General features: G+C 43.8%; 15 protein-coding genes. 12 read left to right on the top strand and 3 right to left on the bottom strand.

Features of this window, described 5'->3' with window-relative positions:
* Positions 1-7 precede the first annotated feature (7 nt).
* The 3 genes from GVT53_RS09375 (at position 8) to GVT53_RS09385 (ending at position 3140) form a co-directional block, all read left to right on the top strand.
* Complete coding sequence (locus GVT53_RS09375; protein ID WP_166250452.1) at positions 8-1219, top strand: RsmB/NOP family class I SAM-dependent RNA methyltransferase; 1212 nt, start codon at positions 8-10, stop codon at positions 1217-1219.
* 117 nt (positions 1220-1336) lie between these two features.
* The gene (locus tag GVT53_RS09380) at positions 1337-2179 is read left to right on the top strand and encodes an SDR family oxidoreductase (protein ID WP_166248410.1); all 843 of its coding nucleotides are present in this window, start codon (positions 1337-1339) and stop codon (positions 2177-2179) included.
* A gap of 58 nt (positions 2180-2237) precedes the next feature.
* Positions 2238-3140 (top strand): helix-turn-helix domain-containing protein, encoded by a 903-nt coding sequence (locus GVT53_RS09385; RefSeq protein ID WP_166248411.1) that lies wholly within the window; start codon positions 2238-2240, stop codon positions 3138-3140.
* Between the two features lie 73 nt (positions 3141-3213).
* Here GVT53_RS09385 and GVT53_RS09390 read toward each other — a convergent pair whose 3' ends face one another.
* Positions 3214-4806 carry an amidohydrolase gene (locus GVT53_RS09390; protein WP_166248412.1) on the bottom strand — a complete coding sequence of 531 codons (1593 nt, stop codon included), beginning with the start codon at positions 4804-4806 and terminating at the stop codon, positions 3214-3216.
* Between the two features lie 532 nt (positions 4807-5338).
* Here GVT53_RS09390 and purL point away from each other — a divergent pair.
* The 3 genes from purL (at position 5339) to GVT53_RS09405 (ending at position 11317) form a co-directional block, all read left to right on the top strand.
* The gene (purL, locus tag GVT53_RS09395) at positions 5339-8998 is read left to right on the top strand and encodes a phosphoribosylformylglycinamidine synthase (protein ID WP_166248413.1); all 3660 of its coding nucleotides are present in this window, start codon (positions 5339-5341) and stop codon (positions 8996-8998) included.
* A gap of 1 nt (position 8999) precedes the next feature.
* Entirely contained in the window at positions 9000-9455 is a 456-nt protein-coding gene (locus GVT53_RS09400; protein WP_166248414.1) for a GNAT family N-acetyltransferase, read from the top strand.
* Positions 9456-9547: 92 nt separating this feature from the next.
* Positions 9548-11317: an AMP-dependent synthetase/ligase gene (locus GVT53_RS09405; protein WP_166248415.1), complete on the top strand. Its 1770-nt coding sequence runs from the start codon at positions 9548-9550 to the stop codon at positions 11315-11317.
* Between the two features lie 144 nt (positions 11318-11461).
* Here the strand turns inward: GVT53_RS09405 and GVT53_RS09410 are convergent, their stop codons facing one another.
* Positions 11462-12976, bottom strand: coding sequence for a BspA family leucine-rich repeat surface protein (locus GVT53_RS09410; protein WP_166248416.1), 1515 nt, complete (start codon positions 12974-12976; stop codon positions 11462-11464).
* 205 nt (positions 12977-13181) lie between these two features.
* On the opposite strand from GVT53_RS09410, the gene GVT53_RS09415 reads away from it, so the two are divergent.
* The 6 genes from GVT53_RS09415 (at position 13182) to GVT53_RS09440 (ending at position 19907) form a co-directional block, all read left to right on the top strand.
* On the top strand, positions 13182-13631 hold the full coding sequence (locus GVT53_RS09415) for a MarR family winged helix-turn-helix transcriptional regulator (protein WP_166248417.1): 450 nt from the start codon (positions 13182-13184) through the stop codon (positions 13629-13631).
* A 15-nt stretch (positions 13632-13646) separates the two neighbouring features.
* Positions 13647-16052 (top strand): 3-hydroxyacyl-CoA dehydrogenase/enoyl-CoA hydratase family protein, encoded by a 2406-nt coding sequence (locus GVT53_RS09420; RefSeq protein ID WP_166248418.1) that lies wholly within the window; start codon positions 13647-13649, stop codon positions 16050-16052.
* Between the two features lie 42 nt (positions 16053-16094).
* Positions 16095-16442 carry a four helix bundle protein gene (locus GVT53_RS09425; RefSeq protein WP_166248419.1) on the top strand — a complete coding sequence of 116 codons (348 nt, stop codon included), beginning with the start codon at positions 16095-16097 and terminating at the stop codon, positions 16440-16442.
* Between the two features lie 37 nt (positions 16443-16479).
* A complete protein-coding gene (locus tag GVT53_RS09430; RefSeq protein WP_166248420.1) occupies positions 16480-17670 on the top strand; it encodes an acetyl-CoA C-acyltransferase in 1191 nt (396 codons plus the stop codon).
* Positions 17671-17731: 61 nt separating this feature from the next.
* The gene (locus GVT53_RS09435) at positions 17732-18061 is read left to right on the top strand and encodes a four helix bundle protein (RefSeq protein WP_240905195.1); all 330 of its coding nucleotides are present in this window, start codon (positions 17732-17734) and stop codon (positions 18059-18061) included.
* 40 nt (positions 18062-18101) lie between these two features.
* Positions 18102-19907, top strand: coding sequence for an acyl-CoA dehydrogenase family protein (locus GVT53_RS09440; RefSeq protein ID WP_166248421.1), 1806 nt, complete (start codon positions 18102-18104; stop codon positions 19905-19907).
* Positions 19908-19977: 70 nt separating this feature from the next.
* Here the strand turns inward: GVT53_RS09440 and GVT53_RS09445 are convergent, their stop codons facing one another.
* Positions 19978-21777, bottom strand: a complete 1800-nt coding sequence (locus GVT53_RS09445; RefSeq protein WP_166248422.1) for a glycoside hydrolase family 15 protein — start codon at positions 21775-21777, stop codon at positions 19978-19980.
* Positions 21778-21811: the final 34 nt, after the last annotated feature.

The following is a 21811-nucleotide window of genomic DNA, read 5'->3' on the forward strand; positions in this document are numbered from 1 at the left end:
TTATATGATGCGTTTACACAGAAACTTGGTATTTGCCGTAATTGATGCCCTTCACATGATTTTTAACGAAGGGGAATATGCCGATAAAGTAATCGAAAAAGTATTACGTTACGATAAACGCTGGGGATCCCGTGACCGTGGCTTTATCGCCGAAACGACCTATGATATCGTTCGATGGAAACGCCTCTATTCCGAAATAGCCGAAGTTCACGAGCCATACACCAGGGAGCACTTATTCCGATTGTTCGGTGTTTGGTGCGTACTCCGCGGTATTCGGATTCCAGACTGGAAGCAGTTGGAAGGCACCCCTGAAAGAAGAATCAAAGGTCGGTTTGATGAACTTTCCAAAATCCGAAAGTTTAGGGAGTCGATTCCTGATTGGATGGATGAACTTGGTGAAAGGTCACTTGGAACTGAAGTTTGGACCAAGGAAATAGCGGCCCAAAACAAACAGGCCGAAGTCATCCTACGAACCAACACGCTCAAAGTCCCTAAACCACAATTGAAATCATTTTTGGCAAAGGAAGATATTGCCACCGAATTTATAGAGGGGTATCCCGATGCACTAAAACTGGTAGAACGCCAAAATGTTTTTGTGACCCAAACCTTTAAGGATGGGTTGTTCGAGGTGCAGGATGCATCGTCGCAATTGGTCGCCCCGTTTTTGGAGGTTGAACCGGGACAGCGTGTGATAGATGCCTGTGCCGGAGCGGGAGGAAAAACACTTCATTTGGCCTCACAAATGCAAAACAAGGGTCAATTAATTGCTTTGGATATTTATGAAAGCAAACTCAAAAAGCTCAAAAAGAGGGCTAGGCGAAATGGTGTCCACAATGTAGAGACCAGAGTGATCGATTCCACCAAGGTGATCAAAAAATTGCACAATAGCGCCGATAGGTTATTGTTGGATGCCCCGTGCTCCGGGTTGGGCGTCATCAAAAGAAATCCCGATTCCAAATGGAAACTGGAGCCCGAATTCGTGGACCGCATTATGGGTGTGCAGCAAGATATTCTTCAGAATTACAGCAAAATGGTGAAAAAAGGGGGGCAAATGGTCTATGCTACATGCTCTATCCTGCCACAAGAGAATGCAGAGCAAGTCAAAAAATTCTTGGAGTCCGAGAACGGAAAAGATTTTGAATTTGTAAAAGAACGCAATGTGTTTGCTTCGGAGACCGGCTTTGATGGATTTTATATGGCGCTGTTGAAGAAAAACTGATTTTGAGTTATCCTTCCTAAATTTAAGCTACAACAATCATAGATTAGACTACATACCTGTTCCTAACTATGGGCAACTTTGCTGTGTCAATTTGTATTAATCAAAAATTCAAAGAAAATGGACACAAAAAAAGTATGGTTGGTCACTGGCGCATCCAAAGGTTTGGGACTGATTTTGGTAAAAAAATTGTTGAACCATGGCTACCGAGTAGCTGCTACTTCGAGAAGTTTAAATGCATTGGAAAGTGCAGTGGGCAAACACCACAATTTTCTTCCCCTCCAAGTAGATTTGGTAAATGAAGAAAGCGTGGAGGCTGGCATTTCCGGAGTCTTGGAAGCATTTGATCGTATCGATGTTGTCGTCAACAACGCAGGTTATGGTCAAAATGGGACCTTGGAAGAGCTATCCGATGATGAGTCACGACAAAACTTCGATGTAAATGTTTTTGGGATGTTGAACATCGTAAGGAAAGTGATGCCGCATCTTAGGGAACAAAAATCAGGGCATATTTTCAATATTTCATCGATTGCAGGTATGGTGGCCAATTTTCCCGGCTTTGGCATTTATTGCGCCACAAAGTTTGCCGTGGTTGGGCTTACCGAAGCACTTTCCGCAGAAGCAAAACCATTTGGAATCAATGCTACGGTAGTGTATCCGGGATATTTCCGTACCGAGTTTCTATCCGATGATTCTTTAAACTTGGCCAAAAACAGAATGGATGTTTATACTGAGGCGCGGGAATCGGAACGTATGCACAAGGAAGATATCGCTGGAAATCAGCTCGGTAATCCTGAAAAGGCCGCGGAGGTATTGATCGAAGTGGCCGAAAGCGAGAACCCAACTCTTCATTTATTCTTGGGGAGCGACTCCTACAATATGGCCCAAGATAAGTTGAAAAGCTTGGAAACAGCCTTGGAAAACAATAAGGCGTTAAGTCACTCTACGGATTTTAAGAATTAATCATTAATTTCAAAAAAGGAGCGAGGGAAAAACGCTCGCTCCTTTTAAACAAGATAACATGCACACATTTAACACCCTCAGCGAGTTCCATAAGTTTTGTGATCTGCCCAAACCCGAACACCCTTTGGTAAGTCTTGTAGATTACGGGCAGGTTGAATATAAAACCAAGGAAAATGAAATCCATTGGATGCAAAATTTTTACTCCATTGGATTGAAAAGGGATATCCACGCCAAAGTTAGGTACGGGCAACAAGAATATGATTTTGATGAAGGGCTATTGACCTTTGTAGGGCCAAAACAGGTACTTCAGTTTCAAATGCTGCCCTCGGAGAAGAAACCATCAGGTTGGTTATTATTGATTCATCCAGATTTTTTATGGGGCACACCATTGGCCAAGACCATCAAGAACTATGACTTTTTCGGCTATGCCATAAACGAGGCCTTATTTCTATCGGACAAAGAAGAACGAACCATTACCGAAATCCTACTCAATATTCAACATGAATATAAGTCCAATATGGACAAATTCAGTCAAAACATTATTGTCTCGCAACTTGAATTATTGCTCAATTATGCAGAAAGATACTACCAAAGACAGTTCATTACCAGAAAAATCAACAACCACGAGATTTTGGTTCGGCTGGAGAATCTTCTCGACCTCTATTTCAATGGAGAAGATGTTCTCAACAAAGGGATTCCGACCGTCCAATTCATAGCCGATAGTTTACATGTTTCATCAAGTTACCTGAGCAGTTTGCTCAAAATGTTGACCGGGCTAAGCACCCAGCAGCACATACATGAAAAACTTATAGATATAGCAAAAGAGAAATTGTCCACCACCCAACTTTCTGTAGGTGAAATAGCCTACACCTTGGGCTTTGAACATTCACAGTCCTTCAGTAAACTTTTCAAGACAAAGACCAATCTATCTCCTATGGCTTTTAGGGCCTCCTTCAATTAAAAAATAAATCCGGACACGTTCTGTTCTGAGCTTTATCAATTCAAACTTGTCCGGATTTACTCTGCATAAACCGCTATTGTTTCACCGTTGGATACTCTACACCCAACTGCTCCAAGTAGGTATCGTATTTGGTTTCATCATAATAAAATTCCTCCAAAGCTGGACGGAACATATCCTGTTTGTCCTTGTTCAAGAACGTGGGCGGCATATCATCTGCAGAAATCATCGGCTCATACTTGGTCTCCTTGGTCTGTTCCTTGTTAAAATAATCCCACGCTTGGGTCAATAGTTCTGGATTCAATAAGAAATCGATAATGGTCATTGCCTCTGCCTTTGCTCCGGCCGTAACTCCTTTGTGGGCAATAGGTGTTGCCATGGCAATCGCATTGGCCCAGTGATGACCCGGCAATCCCGGTATATTGGAAGGAAAACGCATGGTAACCGTAGGCACCTTCCAAGAAATGTCACCGATATCATCCGAACCACCGCTAACAGGCTCCAAAACAGGCAGTCCCATTTCAGATAGCTCGGTAGGCAATCCTTCGATTTTTTCAGATGCTACTTCGGTCTGTACCGCTTTGGCCAATTTTTGGTCTGCTTCCGTCCATTCAGGAAGTCCAACTTCCTTTATGTTTTCATACATGGTTTCGGCAATCACTTTATTGTAGTGTCTCGGCCATGCAGTTCCCAATACGCGTGATGTCATGGTAGTGCCTGTCATCATGGCCGCACCCTTGGCAATATCGTTCGCCTCGGCATACATTTCCATGATTCCCTCATAGGTAATATCTCTAAAATAATACCAAATAGCGGCCTTGGAAGGAACCACATTAGGCTGGTCTCCAGAATCTGTGAAAATGGAATGGGAACGCTTTAATGGATGCAAATGCTCCCTTTTATAGTTCCAACCTACATTCATAAGTTCAGCAGCGTCCAGAGCACTTCTACCTCTCCACGGGGCTCCTGCGGAATGCGCAGCTTCACCTTCGAACATATATTCCACAGAAATCAACCCAGTTCCGCGGGTAGGTCCCCAAGATACACTCAGATTACTGCTCACGTGGGTAAAAATGCACATATCAATATCATCAAAAAGTCCGTCCCGAACGTACCAGGCTTTAGCCGCGACCAACTCCTCGGCAATTCCGGGCCAAAGAATCAAAGTGCCTCCAATGCCTTCCTTTTCCATTACTTCCTTAACCGCCAAGGCCGATGTAATGTTCAATGGAATACCGGCGTTGTGTCCCTCACCGTGACCAGGTGCCCCTTCAACAATGGGCTTATTATAAGCTACCCCAGGATATTGGGATGCTTTTGGGATACAATCCACATCACTGCCCAAGGCAATAACGGGCCCGTCCCCATTGCTCCAAGTTGCGAACCAAGAGGTGGGAATATTAGAGACTGAATGCTCCACGGTGAAACCGTTTTCTTCCAAGATTCCTGTGAGGTATTTGGAACTTTCCTCCTCTTGAAAGCCCAGTTCGGCAAAACTGAAAATTTTATCCACCATGACCTGTGTCTGCTTTTTATTGGCGTCCACTAGGGCTTCTACCTCAGCCTTGAATTTTTTAATTTGACTTTTGGAGTACTTTTTCTGTGCTGTTGATGTGGCTACGCCAGCGAACAGCATAATCCCGGACAACAGGATTTTTGTTGTTTTCATAAGGTTGGTTTTGAGTTAGCTATTATTCTTCTAAGATAAGGAAAACTACTTCAATCCGTTTAATTGAAAGCCTTTAAGGGCATACTTTTGGGGATCCGATAAAATGTATAACTCAAGTTTTATTAAATTCTCAATTAGTCCCACCTGAAACAGAGCTGATTGATGTAAATCGGTTTGCCATCAAATATTTTTCAGCAGATTCCTGAAAAAATGCCGTAAGAAATTAGCCCACTCCCTGTCCTCATCAAACAGTAAAAGTAAAATTATGGTCACTACCAATAAAAAAGTGATTATTTGAAACTTATGCCGTTTATCCGATTTTTCATTTTCTTTCATCGAATCGTTTATCTGTTCAAAATCAAACCTACTTCAATTAAACTATATACGAAGTGATGGATTCACGTATGCCCCTTTTGAATTGACGAATGAGCTATCAACATGGGTTCGTTAACAAAACACCTTTCCGGTAGGATGAATTACAGAGCAAAATCGTATTTTTGCACTTTCTTAAACCGTTCAACGCACAGATTGTATGATCCATTTTTTTGGGGACAAGGCTACCAAGGTTTTTGCCGTCCAAACCACTCAGGAAATCGCTCAGGAAGATAGTAACAAACTGACTTGGTTGTTTGGCGACCAACCTAAGATTGAAGCGGCGTCTCTCGACGCCTTTTTTGTTGGCCCACGTGCCGCCATGGTAACACCGTGGAGTACCAATGCCACCGAGATTACCCAAAACATGGGCATCCAAGGAATTATTCGAATTGAGGAATTCCATTCGGTACCCGAAGACTTTACCGATTTTGATCCGATGCTTTCCCAAAAGTACAAGGCACTGGGGCAGGATATATTCACCATAGATATAGTTCCGGAAGCCATTCAAGGGATAGACGACATTGCATCTTACAACCAAAAAGAGGGATTGGCCCTAAGTGATGAAGAGGTTGCCTATCTGGAAGGCCTAGCTAAAAAATTAGGCCGAAAATTAACGGATTCCGAAGTGTTTGGTTTCAGTCAGGTGAATTCCGAGCACTGTAGGCACAAAATTTTCAATGGAACTTTTGTCATCGATGGAGAAGAAAAACCTTCTTCCCTTTTCAAATTGATCAAAAAGACATCCGAAGCCAACCCCAACGATATTGTTTCGGCCTATAAGGACAACGTAGCCTTCGTCAAAGGGCCAAAAGCTGTTCAGTTTGCACCAAAAAGCGCTGACAAGCCTGACTTTTATGAAGAAAAGGAATTTGATTCAGTCCTTTCACTAAAGGCGGAGACCCATAACTTCCCGACCACCGTGGAACCATTCAATGGTGCCGCAACAGGTTCCGGAGGCGAGATTCGGGACCGTTTGGCTGGTGGAAAAGGTTCGTTGCCATTGGCAGGTACCGCCGTTTACATGACATCCTACTCCCGTTTGGAAGAAAACCGTCCCTGGGAAAAAGGAATGAAAGAACGGGATTGGTTGTACCAGACGCCCATGGATATTTTGATCAAGGCATCCAACGGGGCATCCGACTTCGGAAACAAATTTGGTCAACCGTTGATCGCTGGTTCGGTTCTGACCTTTGAACATGAAGAAGAAGCACGCAAATTAGGGTTCGACAAAGTCATTATGATGGCCGGTGGTATCGGTTATGGAAAGATTGACCAGGCCTTGAAAGATACACCGAGCAAAGGAGACAGAATAGTTGTTCTTGGTGGTGACAACTATCGTATCGGGATGGGAGGAGCCGCCGTATCCAGTGCAGATACCGGTGAATTCAGCTCTGCCATTGAGTTGAACGCCGTACAACGTTCCAACCCAGAAATGCAAAAAAGAGCTTCGAACGCCGTTCGCGGATTGTTCGAAAGTCACGATAACCCCATCGTTTCCATTCACGATCACGGAGCTGGTGGACACCTGAACTGTTTATCGGAATTGGTGGAAGAAACCGGGGGAACCATCGATACGGACAAATTACCGGTTGGAGACCCAACACTTTCCAAAAAAGAATTGATCGGGAACGAATCGCAAGAACGCATGGGACTGGTCATCGGTGAAAAAGACTTGGACCTGTTGAGCCGGGTGTCGGCCCGTGAGCGCGCCCCCATGTACAACGTGGGTGAAGTTACAGGAGACCACACCTTTAAATTCACATCGGGTGAAACCGGCGAAACCCCGATGAACCTGGAACTTTCCGACATGTTCGGAAGCTCTCCCAAAAGCATCTTGGCCGATAAAACGGCACAGAAAAAATATCCCGCACTCTCCTACGCCTTGGAACACTTCCACGACTATTTGGAGCAAGTGCTTCAATTGGAGGCGGTTGCCAGCAAAGATTGGTTGACCAATAAAGTGGACCGTTGCGTGGGCGGACGTGTTGCAAAGCAACAATGTGCCGGCCCATTGCAGTTGCCTTTGAACAACTGTGGTGTTATGGCGCTCGATTTTAAAGGAAAAGAAGGAATCGCCACCAGTATTGGCCACTCCCCCATCTCGGCCTTGATAGACCCCGTAGCAGGAAGTCGAAACAGTGTTGCCGAATCCTTGACCAACATTGTTTGGGCACCGTTAAAAGATGGACTAAAATCCGTGTCGCTTTCCGCCAACTGGATGTGGCCCTGTAGAAACGAAGGCGAGGATGCCCGTTTGTATTCGGCCGTTGAATCTTTGTCGGAGTTTGTAATCGATTTGGGCATTAATGTGCCCACTGGAAAGGATTCGCTTTCCATGAAGCAAAAATATAAAGATGGAGATGTCTTGTCTCCCGGAACAGTGATTATTTCGGCCGCGGGCAACTGCAGCAACATCAACCAAGTGGTAGAGCCTGTTTTGCAGAAAGATGGCGGGGATATTTACTACATTAATCTGTCCAAGGACAGCCATAAATTGGGCGGTTCTTCCTTTGCTCAGATTTTGAACGGTATTGGTGATGAAGCTCCTTCCGTTTTGGATGCTGGCTACTTTAAGACCGCTTTCAATACATTGCAACAACTTATTAAAGATGGTAAAATATTGGCAGGTCACGATGTGGCTTCGGGAGGATTGATCACCACACTTTTGGAACTTTGCTTTGCTGATAATGATTTGGGTGCCAATCTAGATCTGTCCGACATCGGTGAACAAGATATCATCAAACTATTGTTCTCTGAAAATATTGGTATTGTTTTCCAAGCCAAAGATGCCTCTGCGGAAAATGAACTGAAATCGGCCGGTGTTGAATTTACCAAAATCGGTGTTCCATCAACGGAAAGTACCTTGAAAATCAAGAACAAGGGCATTGAAATCGGTTTGAACATTGCCTCCCTGCGCGATACTTGGTTTAAAACCTCCTATCTGTTGGACAACAAACAGACCGCGAATGGCCTGGCCAAAGACCGATATGATAATTATAAAGAGCAGCCCTTGGAATACAGTTTTCCATCAGAATTCAGTGGTGCTCTGCCAGAAGTCCCAAGAGCAAATCGACCCAAAGCGGCCATCCTACGTGAAAAAGGAAGTAATTCCGAGCGAGAAATGGCCAATGCGATGTTCTTGGCCGGTTTTGATGTGAAAGATGTGCACATGACCGACCTTATCACCGGCAGGGAAACCTTGGAAGACATTCAATTTATCGGCGCCGTTGGTGGTTTCTCCAACTCCGATGTTTTGGGAAGTGCCAAAGGTTGGGCCGGTGCCTTCAAATACAACGATAAGGCCAACAAAGCCTTAAAAGATTTCTTTGCAAGACCAGACACCTTGTCCGTAGGGATTTGTAACGGATGCCAATTGTTCATGGAATTGGACCTCATCAACCCAGAACACGGCACCCATGGCAGAATGACCTATAATGATTCACACAAGCACGAGAGCAATTTTACCTCGGTAAAAATCCAGGAGAACAACTCCGTGATGCTTTCCAACCTTGCGGGAAGCACATTGGGTGTTTGGATCAGTCATGGTGAGGGCAAATTTAGCTTGCCACATACCGAGGACCAATATAATATCGTGGCCAAATATGGCTACGAAGGCTACCCTGCCAACCCAAACGGAAGTGATTACAACACCGCCATGCTTTGTGACAGAACAGGTAGGCACTTGGTCACCATGCCCCATATTGAGCGCTCGACCTTCCCGTGGAACTGGGCACATTATCCGAAGGATAGAACAGATGTAGTTTCACCTTGGTTACAAGCTTTTGTGAACGCAAGGGTTTGGTTGGAAAACAGATAATATGACCATAAGGCAAGCGAAAAGAGACGATGTACCCTTTATAGTTGAAATGCTTGCCAATGATGATTTGGGAAAGCTTAGGGAAGATTATCAAGAACCTCTTCCCGAAAAATATTATTCTGCATTTGAAAATATCGATAATGACCCCAACCAAGAATTGATGGTTATGGTAACGCCCGAGAATAAAATCATCGGAACATTACAACTGAGTTTTATCCAATATCTCACCTATCAAGGTGGTATTCGCGCACAAATTGAAGCGGTACGGGTTCATGAAGATTATCGGGGCGAGGGTATTGGGAAACGGTTGTTCCTGTGGGCCATCGAACGTTCAAAAGAAAAAGGTGCCCATGTAGTGCAATTGACCACCGACAAAAAAAGACCGGATGCGCTAAAGTTTTACAAAGCACTGGGTTTTCGGGATTCCCACGAGGGCATGAAATTGCATATTCAATAAAATTACCAAAGAATTATGCTTTTTTTTGAATAACTCGTTTTAAAATACGGTTCTCTTTCCCTAATTTGCATTCGCTATACACATAACTTACTATGCAAACTGTTACCCGATTATTTGATTTCCCATACTATCAACTCGAAAATTATCCGTTAGAAAAATCATTGGTCACCAAAAGTGACGGTACATGGATCGCAACATCAACACAGGAATATATTGATAAAGCCAACGCCATAAGCAGGGCTTTACTTCGAATGGGGGTTAAGCCCAATGATAAGATTGCGGTGATCTCCATGACCAATCGTACGGAATGGAACATTGTGGATATTGGAATTCTTCAGATTGGTGCGCAAAATGTCCCTATCTACCCTACCATTTCGGAAGAGGATTACGAATACATCCTGAACCACTCCGAGGCAAAACTTTGTTTTGTTTCCTGTGATGAAGTTCTGGAGAAAGTGCAGGCCATACAGTCAAAAGTGGAAAACCTGAAAGATGTCTATTCTTTTGACCAGCTCAACAACTGTAAAAACTGGGGGGAACTATTGGAATTGGGCTCGGATGCCTCCAACCAAGATCAAGTCGAAGAAATCAAAAAGAGCGTAAAACCGGACGATCTGGCTACCCTGATCTATACCTCGGGCACTACTGGGCGCCCCAAAGGAGTTATGCTCTCCCATAACAATATTGTGTCCAATGTGGTATCCAGTAAGGTAAGGGTACCTTTTGAAACCGGTGGCGTGGCCCTGAGCTTTTTGCCTGTTTGCCACATTTTTGAACGTATGATCTTGTATTTGTACCAATATTGTGGCGTTCAAATCCATTTTGCGGAAGGATTGGACAAAATCAGTGACAACGTAAAAGAAGTGAAACCCACGGTAATGACAGTGGTTCCACGGTTACTGGAAAAAGTATACGATGCCATTATTGCCAAAGGGGCATTGCTTACCGGCATTAAAAAGAAATTGTTCTTTTGGGCCGTTGAGGTGGGGCTCAAATTTGAACCCTACGGGACCAACGGTTGGTGGTACGAGACCAAGTTAGGCCTGGCCCGAAAGCTCATCTTTAGCAAATGGAAAGAGGGACTGGGAGGCAATCTGTCCGTAATGGTATCCGGAAGTGCCGCTTTGCAACCCAGGCTTGCCCGGGTTTTCGCTGCGGCAGATATGCCCGTGATGGAAGGTTACGGACTCACCGAGACCTCTCCCGTGATCGCTGTGAACGACCAACGCAATAAAGGCTGGAAAATCGGTACCGTAGGCAAAATGATTGATGATGTAGAGGTAAAAATCGCCGAAGACGGGGAAATTCTTTGCAAAGGGCCAAACGTGATGATGGGCTATTACAAGAACCCTGAAAAAACCGCTGAGGTGATGACAGGTGCCTATTTTCACACGGGTGACATTGGTGAAATCGATGCAGAGGGCTTTTTGCGCATTACGGATCGTAAAAAGGAGATGTTCAAGACCTCCGGCGGAAAATATGTGGCCCCACAGTTGTTGGAGAACCGCTTTAAGCAATCCAGATTTATAGAACAAATCATGGTCGTGGGCGAAGGCGAGAAAATGCCCGCTGCCCTGATTCAGCCCAACTTTGAATTTGTCAAGGAATGGGCCAAACGACATAATATTGATGTTGGCTCGAACGAAGAACTGGTGAAAAACGAAAAAGTGATCGCTCGCATGCAGGAAGAAGTGGATTGGGCCAACCAAGAATTCGCCAAGTGGGAAAAGGTAAAACAGTTTAGGCTTACCCCGGATGTTTGGAGCGTGGAAGACGGCCACCTTACCCCTACCATGAAATTAAAGCGCAAGCCCGTTAAGGAAATGTACCTTGATTTGTACAATGACATCTACGAACATTAAAACAATGTTCAATTTACAGGGTGTTTAAAATTTGGCTGTCATTCTGAACGTCTCGATAACTATCGAGAGGAAGAATTGCTCAAGACATAAAAAAACCACCGAAAAACCAATGTTTCCCGGTGGCAATTTTATTTGATTGTAAAGTTAATTACACTGTTGGCCAAAATTACCTTGCAACTCCCAGTTGTAAAGAGTGATCAACTTGGTTGCAGCCTCTAGTGCTTCTTGTCCACAAAATGTAAGATTGTCGATACCTAATTGTACATTAAGAGGCGCATTATTTTGTTGAACATAATCCGCCCAACCAATCAAGGTGGCATTGAGGTTATCCGAAGACATTCCAGAATTATCAAGCATTCCATTAAAGGATGCTACGTTTTTAATTTCCCAACCTCCTAAATCTTGATCGAATACAGAAGCTTCCTTAAACATTTGAAACATTGTAATAACGTTAGCCGTATCCCAAGTACTGATATCGCCATTAAATGAACTAGCCTCCCTAAAAGTACCTGCCATGTTATTCACATTATGAGTATCCCAATTACTAAGATCTCCATTAAATGAACTAGCGCCTGCAAATAATCCAGATATATTCTCGCATTCACTTAAGTTAGGGGCATCGCTAGCATTATAAACCATATTAACGCAATAAGAAAAACCACCGTATAATCTTTGCCAAACTATACTGCCCCATTGGTCCAAACTAACTAGCTTCGCTGTTTCCAAAATCCCTAGGTTTACAAAAATGCTATACATGTTTATTGATGGGAAGTCTCCTTGTATGGCCACCTTATAAGTGCCTGCTGACGCGTAGGTATGCTCAAACAACACTGCTGTCTGTTCAGTAATGTCTTCGACCGTGCCATCTCCCCAATCTATGGTAAAGTCATATTCGTAATTATCATTGGCTCCAATAGTAATCTTTTCACCATTGGTTTCGGTCTTCCATGTGGTCACAAAGGATGTCGGGTCTTCGGCAATACCTTCGATTATATTTTCCACGGTTATGGTAAGGTCGGCAATAGTAGATTCTTTACCATCGTCTACCTTGATTTTTAAGACATGCGCTGTTTTGGTTTCGTAATCCAAAGATTTACCTTGGGCCAATTTTACTTCTCCCGCATCATTTATGGCAAAAAGATCATCAATATCTTCTTCAATGGAAAAGACCAATGCATCTCCATCACCATCGCTGGCCATCATGGTTGCTATAATTTCCTCTTCGGTTATATCTTCCTTAACCGTAACTTCTTTACCTTCCATAGAAGGTGGCTGATTTACAAGGGTTACTTTTATGGTAACCTGTGCCTCGGCCGAATCCTCACCATCGTCCACACTTACCGTAATAATATGCTCTTGCTTAACGGTGGCATCCAATGATTTGCCACTTGCCAAACTAAGGACGCCCAAATCTGTGATTTCAAAAAGATTCTCATCGTTTACGGTAATGGAGAACGTCAATTCATCTTGATCTTCGTCTGTTGCCTTAACAGTTCCGATAGGTGCTTCATCCGTAATTGTTTCTGCTGCACTGAAGCTCTGTGCTTCAATTTTAGGAGCTTTGTTTTTTTCTTCCGCTGGGGTCGGGCCATCATCTTTACTACAGGACCAAAGCAATCCTAAAAAAACTATCCCATAAATTAGATTTCTGATTTTCATAATTTAATTTTTAATTAAAAACACTTATTTTGATACAATATCCCGCTATTGTTTCATTTTTCGACCCACGATCTGACGGATGCCCCTTTTGAATTGACGGATGGAACTCTGATTCACATTTTAATTGAAAATCGCGCACACTTAACCTAAATTTATTATGCATGCATAATAAATTTTTATATATTTGAGAATACCAAACGAGCTTATGAAAGATTTGACCATTGATCATGCCCTTAGGGCCACCTGGCAGGCGGTTAGCAAAATGTACAATGAGGAAGCAAAAAACTACGGGCTTACAATGGCCATTGGATTTACCTTATTGAGTATTGACCCAAAAGGAGGTACGCCGAGTACCACCTTGGGGCCCAAAATGGGAATGGAATCAACTAGTTTGTCCCGGATATTAAAAAATATTGAGCAAAGAGGCTACATTGAGCGAAAGCGCAATCCCAAAGACGGACGCGGAGTCCTTATTTTTTTGACACCGCTGGGCCTCGAAAAAAGGGAAGAATCCAAAGAAGTGGTATTACGCTTCAATGAAGTTGTAAAAGAAAATACCGCCCAAGAAGATTTGGTGGGGTTCTTTAAAATAATTGACATCATCAACAAACTGATTACAGACAAGAAAATCTATACAAAAACAACTAATAATTAAATTTCAAACTCGCACATGAAAAGGCATATAAACAAAGTTGCCGTTATCGGTTCCGGAATTATGGGAAGTGGCATTGCATGCCATTTTGCGAATATTGGGGTCGAAGTTCTATTACTGGACATTGTCCCACGCGAACTTACCGACAAGGAAAAGGCCCAAGGACTTACCTTGGAAGATAAAGCGGTACGCAACCGTTTGGTGAACGAATCACTGGCGTCCGCCCTCAAATCCAAGCCCTCCCCTATTTACCACAAAAAATTTGCGGATCGCATCACCACTGGAAACATGGAAGATGATATTTCCAAAGTTGCCGATGTGGATTGGATCATTGAGGTGGTCGTGGAACGCTTGGACATCAAAAAGCAGGTGTTCGAAAACTTGGATAAACACCGCACACCGGGAACACTCATCACTTCCAACACATCAGGTATTCCCATCCGCTTTATGAGCGAAGGAAGAAGTGAGGATTTCCAAAAGCATTTCTGCGGTACCCACTTTTTCAATCCTGCACGATACTTAAAACTCTTTGAAATCATCCCGGGACCCAAAACCTCCAAAGATGTTCTGGAGTTCCTCAACGGGTACGGAGAGCAGTTCTTGGGCAAGACCTCCGTGGTGGCCAAGGATACACCCGCCTTTATTGGAAACAGAATAGGAATCTTCAGTATCCAAAGTCTTTTCCATGCCGTAAAAGAAATGGAGATGACGGTGGAGGAAGTCGACAAATTGACCGGTCCCGTGATTGGCAGACCCAAATCCGCTACCTTCCGAACCGTGGATGTGGTTGGATTGGACACCCTTGTGCACGTGGCCAACGGAATCAGTGAAAACTGCAAGGACGATGAGCGCCACGAACTGTTCCAGTTGCCCGATTTTATCCAAACCATGATGGACAACAAGTGGTTGGGCAGTAAAACTGGACAAGGTTTTTATAAAAAAGTTAAGGGAGACGATGGCAAGAGCGAAATCCTGACCTTGGATTTGGACACTATGGACTATCGGGCCAAAAAGAGTGCAAAATTCGCCACGCTGGAACTCACCAAGTCCATTGATAAAGTTATTGACCGTTTTCCCGTTTTGGTTGATGGAAAAGATAAAGCCGGAGCGTTCTACCGAAAGAGCTTCGGAGCACTTTTTGCCTACGTTACCCATCGAATTCCAGAAATCACGGATGAGTTATACAAAATAGATGATGCCATGAAGGCCGGTTTTGGCTGGGAGCACGGACCCTTCCAAATTTGGGATGCCGTAGGGCTCGAAAAAGGTCTTGAATTCATTAAGGCCGAAGGTTTGGAAGCCGCTCCATGGGTATCCGAAATGAAAGAAGCAGGAATTGAGTCCTTCTATACGGTAAAAGAGGGCAATACCTACTTCTACGATATTCCCAAAAAGACCATGGAAAAAGTTCCAGGTCAGGATGCCTTCATCATTTTGGACAACATCAGAAAAACAAAAGAAGTCTTCAAAAACAGTGGTGTCGTGATTGAAGATTTGGGCGATGGAATCCTGAACTGTGAATTCCAATCCAAAATGAACACCATTGGCGGCGATGTACTCGCAGGTTTGAACAAGGCCGTTGACTTGGCAGAAAAAGATTTTGCAGGATTGGTCATAGGTAACCAAGCTGCGAATTTTTCCGTAGGCGCCAACATCGGAATGATTTTTATGATGGCCGTGGAACAAGAATATGATGAGCTGAACATGGCCATCAAAATGTTTCAGGACACGATGATGCGGATGCGATACTCCTCAATACCGACCGTTTCCGCACCGCACGGTATGACGCTGGGCGGTGGTTGCGAGCTTTCGCTCCATGCCGACAAAGTAGTTGCCGCGGCAGAGACCTATATTGGTTTGGTGGAGTTCGGTGTTGGTGTGATTCCAGGCGGGGGCGGTTCCAAAGAAATGGCCCTTCGCGCTTCGGACACATTCAGAAAGAATGATGTGGAGCTCAATGTGCTTCAAGAGTATTTCCTCACCATCGGAATGGCCAAAGTGTCCACATCGGCCTATGAAGCATTTGATTTGGGCATCTTGCAAAAAGGCAAAGATGTTGTTGTGGTCAATAAAGACCGTCAAATCGCAACAGCAAAAGCCCACGCTAAACTTATGGCAGATGCGGGTTACACCAAACCTGTGAAGCGCAAAGATGTGAAAGTACTTGGAAAACAGGCATTGGGTATGTTCTTGGTAGGAACAGACTCTATGGAAGCTGGACATTACATTTCTGAACACGACAAAAAGATTGCCGACAAGCTGGCCTATGTAATGGCCGGAGGCGACCTTTCGGAAGCCACAATGGTAACCGAACAATATCTTTTGGATTTGGAAAGAGAAGCATTTCTATCCCTTTGTACCGAAAGAAAGACGTTGGAGCGTATCCAGCATATGTTGAAAACAGGAAAACCACTTCGCAACTAGTTGTTGCGATAGTAGTGAGATACTAGAATTGAGTAATTAGATATGCACAAGGTAGAAGACTTAAAAATTTGGAGGAAATCGATTCAACTTTCCAAGTCCATCTATCTACTCATGCCTGAATTGCCAAAAGACGAAAAATTTGGTTTGATTAATCAAATTAAAAGAAGTGCGGTATCAGTTCCTTCCAATATTGCCGAAGGGGCTGGAAGAAATTCAAATAAAGAGTTTAAGCACTTTTTAGGTATTGCGAACGGTTCTCTATACGAATTACAGACGCAATTGATTTTAATTATTGAATTAAACTTAACTAAAAATCAGAATGTACAAACACTGATAGATGCATGTATTGAAATACAAAAAATGATTTATTCATTACAACAAAAGCTTTAACCTCAATACTAACATCTCAATTCTCAATACTTATTAAATGAAAACAGCATACATAGTAAAAGGATATAGAACAGCCGTGGGCAAAGCTCCAAAAGGACTGTTCAGGTTTAAGCGTCCAGATGAACTGGCTGCCGAAACCATCGAACACATCATGAAAGAGCTTCCTCAATTGGACAAAAAACGTATTGACGACGTTATCGTGGGAAATGCGATGCCCGAAGCCGAACAAGGATTGAACATGGGAAGACTTATCTCGCTTATGGGTCTGGACATTGACGATGTACCTGGGGTGACCGTGAACCGCTATTGTGCCTCAGGATTGGAAACGATAGGGATTGCCACAGCCAAAATCCAAGCGGGTATGGCAGATTGCATTATCGCAGGGGGTGCCGAAAGCATGAGCTACATCCCCATGGGAGGTTACAAGCCCACACCCGATTACGCAACGGCCAAGGAAGGACATGAAGATTATTATTGGGGCATGGGACTTACCGCCGAAGCCGTTGCCAAACAATTCAAGGTTTCCCGGGAGGATCAAGATGTTTTTGCCTACAATTCCCATATGAAAGCGTTAAAAGCCCAAGAGGAAAATCGTTTTCAAGATCAAATAGTTCCCATTGATGTGGAGCATACTTTTGTAAATGAATCAGGCAAAAAAGAGACCAAAACCTATACCGTAAACAAGGACGAAGGACCAAGAAAAGGGACCAATATCCCTACATTGAACAAACTAAGACCAGTTTTTGCAGAAGGAGGTAGCGTAACCGCAGGGAATTCCTCACAAATGAGCGATGGAGCGGCCTTTGTCATGGTGATGAGCGAAGAAATGGTCAAAGAACTCAATTTGGAACCCATTGCCAGATTGGTCAACTACGCTGCAGCAGGAGTAGAACCAAGAATTATGGGAATAGGGCCTGTAAAAGCCATTCCAAAAGCACTAAAACAAGCCGGAATGAAGCAGGACCAAATAGACCTTATTGAATTGAACGAAGCGTTTGCATCGCAATCATTGGCCGTTATCCGAGAATTGGGACTGAACCAAGAAATCGTGAACGTAAACGGAGGGGCCATAGCACTGGGTCACCCATTGGGATGTACCGGGGCCAAATTGTCAGTTCAGCTTTTTGATGAAATGAGAAAGCGGGACATGAAAGGCAAATACGGGATGGTCACCATGTGCGTAGGTACAGGCCAGGGTGCTGCGGGGATATTCGAGTTCCTTTCTTAATATTCGAAAAGAGATTAGAGAAAAGAGACGTCCTATCGTGAAAAGGCATAACTATAAAAATTTGAAGATTTGGTCACTCGGTTTGGAAATTGCAAATGATATTTCTGATTTGCTACTTAATTTTCCCACTCATGAGCGATATGACTTAAGTTCCCAAATAAGCAGGTGCTCAGTTTCAATGCCAAGTAACATTGCTGAGGGATCCTCCAGAACCGATAAATCCTTCAAATATTTTATCAACGTGGCTCTAGGCTCCTCTTTTGAATTAGGCACGCAACTTTTAATAGCTAAACATCGAAATTATATTAACACTGAAAATTTAAACAAACTTGAAGATAAAATAGAAGAATGGCAAAAGATGACGATGGGTTTTCAAAACGGATTGAAATAAGTCTTTCGTCTATTTTCTATCTTCTTTAATCATTAAAAAAATGGAAACAACAGAAAAAGACATACTGAGAGGAGGTCAATTCTTGGTCAAGGAGACCAAATGCGAGGACGTATTCACCCTGGAGGACCTCAACGAGGAACAAAAAATGATGCGCGAAAGCACCAAGGAATTTGTGGACCGTGAACTTTGGGCACACTGGGAGCGTTTTGAGAAAAAAGACTACGCCTACACCGAGGAATGTATGCGAAAAGCCGGCGAACTTGGCTTGCTAAGTGTGGCCGTTCCCGAAGCTTATGGCGGTATGGGAATGGGATTTGTTTCCACCATGCTGGTCTGCGATTACATTTCGGGCGCTACGGGTTCCTTTAGTACCGCTTTTGGAGCCCACACCGGAATTGGAACTATGCCCATCACGCTGTACGGAACCGAAGAACAAATTCAAAAATATGTGCCCAAATTGGCTACCGGCGAATGGTTCGGTGCCTATTGTTTAACAGAACCGGGAGCAGGTTCCGATGCGAACTCGGGAAAAACGAAGGCCGTGCTTTCGGATGACGGCAAACATTACAGCATCACGGGACAGAAAATGTGGATTTCCAATGCTGGATTCTGTAACCTTTTCATTGTTTTTGCGCGAATTGAAGATGACAAAAACATCACCGGGTTTATCGTGGAAAACGACCCGGAAAATGGAATTTCATTGGGTGATGAGGAAAAGAAATTGGGCATTCACTCCTCCTCTACCCGACAAGTATTCTTCAACGAAACCAAGGTTCCCGTTGAAAATATGCTGTCCGAAAGAGGAAACGGTTTTAAAATCGCGATGAATGCCTTGAACGTAGGTCGTATTAAATTGGCGGCCGCTTGTTTGGAAGCGCAGCGCCGTGTTATCAGCGAAGCCACAAAATACGCCAACGAGCGTGTTCAGTTTAAAACCCCGATCATCAACTTTGGTGCCATCAAAGCAAAAATTGCAGATATGGCCACCAACGCCTATGTGGACGAAGCAGCCTGCTATCGTGCCGCAAAGAATATCGAGGACAGAATTGCCATTCGCGAAGCAAGCGGCAATCCGCACCAAGAAGCAGAGCTCAAAGGTGTAGAGGAGTATGCCATTGAATGTTCCATTTTGAAGGTAGCCGTTTCCGAGCACGTACAACATACCACGGACGAAGGCATCCAAATATTCGGGGGAATGGGCTTTAGTGCCGATACCCCAATGGAATCGGCATGGCGAGATGCCCGTATTTCCAGAATTTACGAAGGCACCAACGAAATCAATCGCATGCTTTCCGTTGGAATGTTGGTGAAGAAAGCTATGAAAGGCCATGTGGACCTTTTGGGGCCCGCCACAAAAGTGGGAGAGGAATTGATGGGCATTCCATCTTTTGACACACCGGACTATTCCGAATTGCTGTCCGAAGAAAAAGACTTGCTTGCAAGACTGAAAAAAGTCTTTTTGATGGTCGCTGGTAGCGCCGTTCAGAAATTTGGTCCCGATTTGGAAGAACATCAAATGCTCTTGATGGCCGCTTCCGATATCTTGATTCAAATTTATATGGCGGAATCAGCCATTCTCAGAACTGAGAAAAATGCAAAACGCTTTGGTGAAGAAGCCCAGGCAGCACAAATAGCGATGTCCAAATTGTATTTGTACAGAGCGGTTGACATCATCCAGCAAAAAGGAAAAGAAGCCATAGTTTCCTTTGCCGAAGGTGATGAACAACGAATGATGTTGATGGGACTAAAACGCTTTACCAAGTATACAAACCAACCCAATGTGGTGAAACTTAGAACGCAGATCGCCGACAAAGTTGCCGCAGATAATGGGTATACCTTTGACTAATTCAAATAAGTGTTGGGATAAAACCCACTTGGATTTGAAAACGCCCCGATCGGGGCGTTTTTTATTTTATTTATTTGATGGACTCCAGTATTCGCTCGTCCTTTTGCTTAGTGGAAAAATTAATCGCACACTCAATAAGGGCCAAATGCGAGTAAGCTTGTGGGAAATTGCCCAACAAACGTTTTGTTTTAAAGTCGATGTCCTCGCTGAACAATCCCAAATGGTTACTGTAACCCAACAAACGCTCAAAATGTTCCAGGGCCTTTTCTTCTTCCCCTATTTTAAAGAGGGCATTGATGAACCAGAACGTACAAATGGTAAATGAGGATGAGGGCAATCCAAAATCATCTTCGTTTTTGTAACGATATAAAAGACCGTCATTGCTCAAACCTTCTTCAATAGCCTTTACAGTGCTCACATATTTGGGGTCGCGCGGATGGATAAACCCATAAGGCTCCATCAATAAAACGGATGCATCCAAATGTCTGGACCCATAGCTCTGTACAAATGCATTGATGTCACTGTTCCATGCATTTTCATGGATGTCATCCTTTATCTTCTGTTCAAGCGCTGTCCACCGTTCCAGTTTTCGTGTTTTCCCGAACATTTTGGCCACTTTTATGGCTCTATCTAGTGCGACCCAACATAGGACCTTGGAAAACGTGAAGTGTTTGTCCTCACCTCGGAACTCCCAAATACCCTTGTCCGGTTCTTCCCAGTGTTTGCCAACGATCCACACAATACCCTTGGTAATGCTCCAAAGCTCTTCCACATTTTCAATGTCGTTGCTAAAATTTTTCAACTGCTCGTAGATCACATCCATCAATATTCCGTAGATATCGTTCTGCTTTTGCATGTAGGCCGCATTGCCCACACGAACAGGTTTAGACCCTTTATAGCCGTCCAAATGGCCCAAGGTTATTTCCGTCAGCTTTTTTTCCTTGTTGATACCGTACATGATCTGGAGCTTCTCGTCCTTATCGGGCATCAAATCAATAATAAACTGAAGGTAACGCTTGGCCGAATTTTTATGGCCCAGTTCGGAAACCACCTTGATCACCATCGATGCATCCCTGATCCAGCAAAAGCGATAATCCCAGTTCCTGACCTCACCAATAGTCTCGGGAAGCGATGTGGTCGCAGCCGCAAGCACAGCACCGGTTTTATCGTAGGTCAACATTTTAAGGGTAATGGCGCTTCGGATAATTTCATCCTTGAACTTTTGGTAATCCGGAGTCTTTGCAGACCAATCCAACCAATACACTTTGGTGCGTTCCAGTTCCAGCCCCATTTTTTCCGTGGTCGGCTTCAATATCTTTTCATTGTATCTGATCAAGAAATAGCCATCTTCCTTAAGGGTTATCTCTTCACCCTTAAGAACCGCCTCCTTGTCAAAAGAAGTGTATAGAAAAAGTGTATCGTATTTTAATTTATGGGTAAGGCTGGCCACAAAGTCCTCTTTTACAAAATGCTTGGTCTCTCCCAGGCCATATTCCAGTTTAGGGTCGTATTTGACCGTGAACTTTGGTGATCCCGACACATATTTCACATACCGGATAATTTCTGGCTGTGCCTTATATTTTCCGTTCATTTTATGATGGCGGGGCATAAAATCCTGTAGTTCAAAAATATTGTCGCCATCGGTAAATCGGGTCACCAAAATGGCCGTATTTTTATAATAAGATTGTTGTACCGTATAATCACCTTTTGGATGAATCTCAAAACTGCCGCCCTTTTGCTCATCCAAGAGTTTGGCAAATATCGATGTGGAGTCAAATTGTGGCAAACAGCACCAGTCAATAGAACCTTCTTTGGAAATCAATGCCGCACTCCTGCAATTTCCTATAATTCCGTAATTCAAATTATCCATAGCTCAAAAATTCTCAAAAGGGTTAGAATGAATT

Origin of the sequence: Flagellimonas oceani, assembly GCF_011068285.1 — a bacterium.
Classification (GTDB): Bacteria; Bacteroidota; Bacteroidia; order Flavobacteriales; family Flavobacteriaceae; genus Flagellimonas; species Flagellimonas oceani.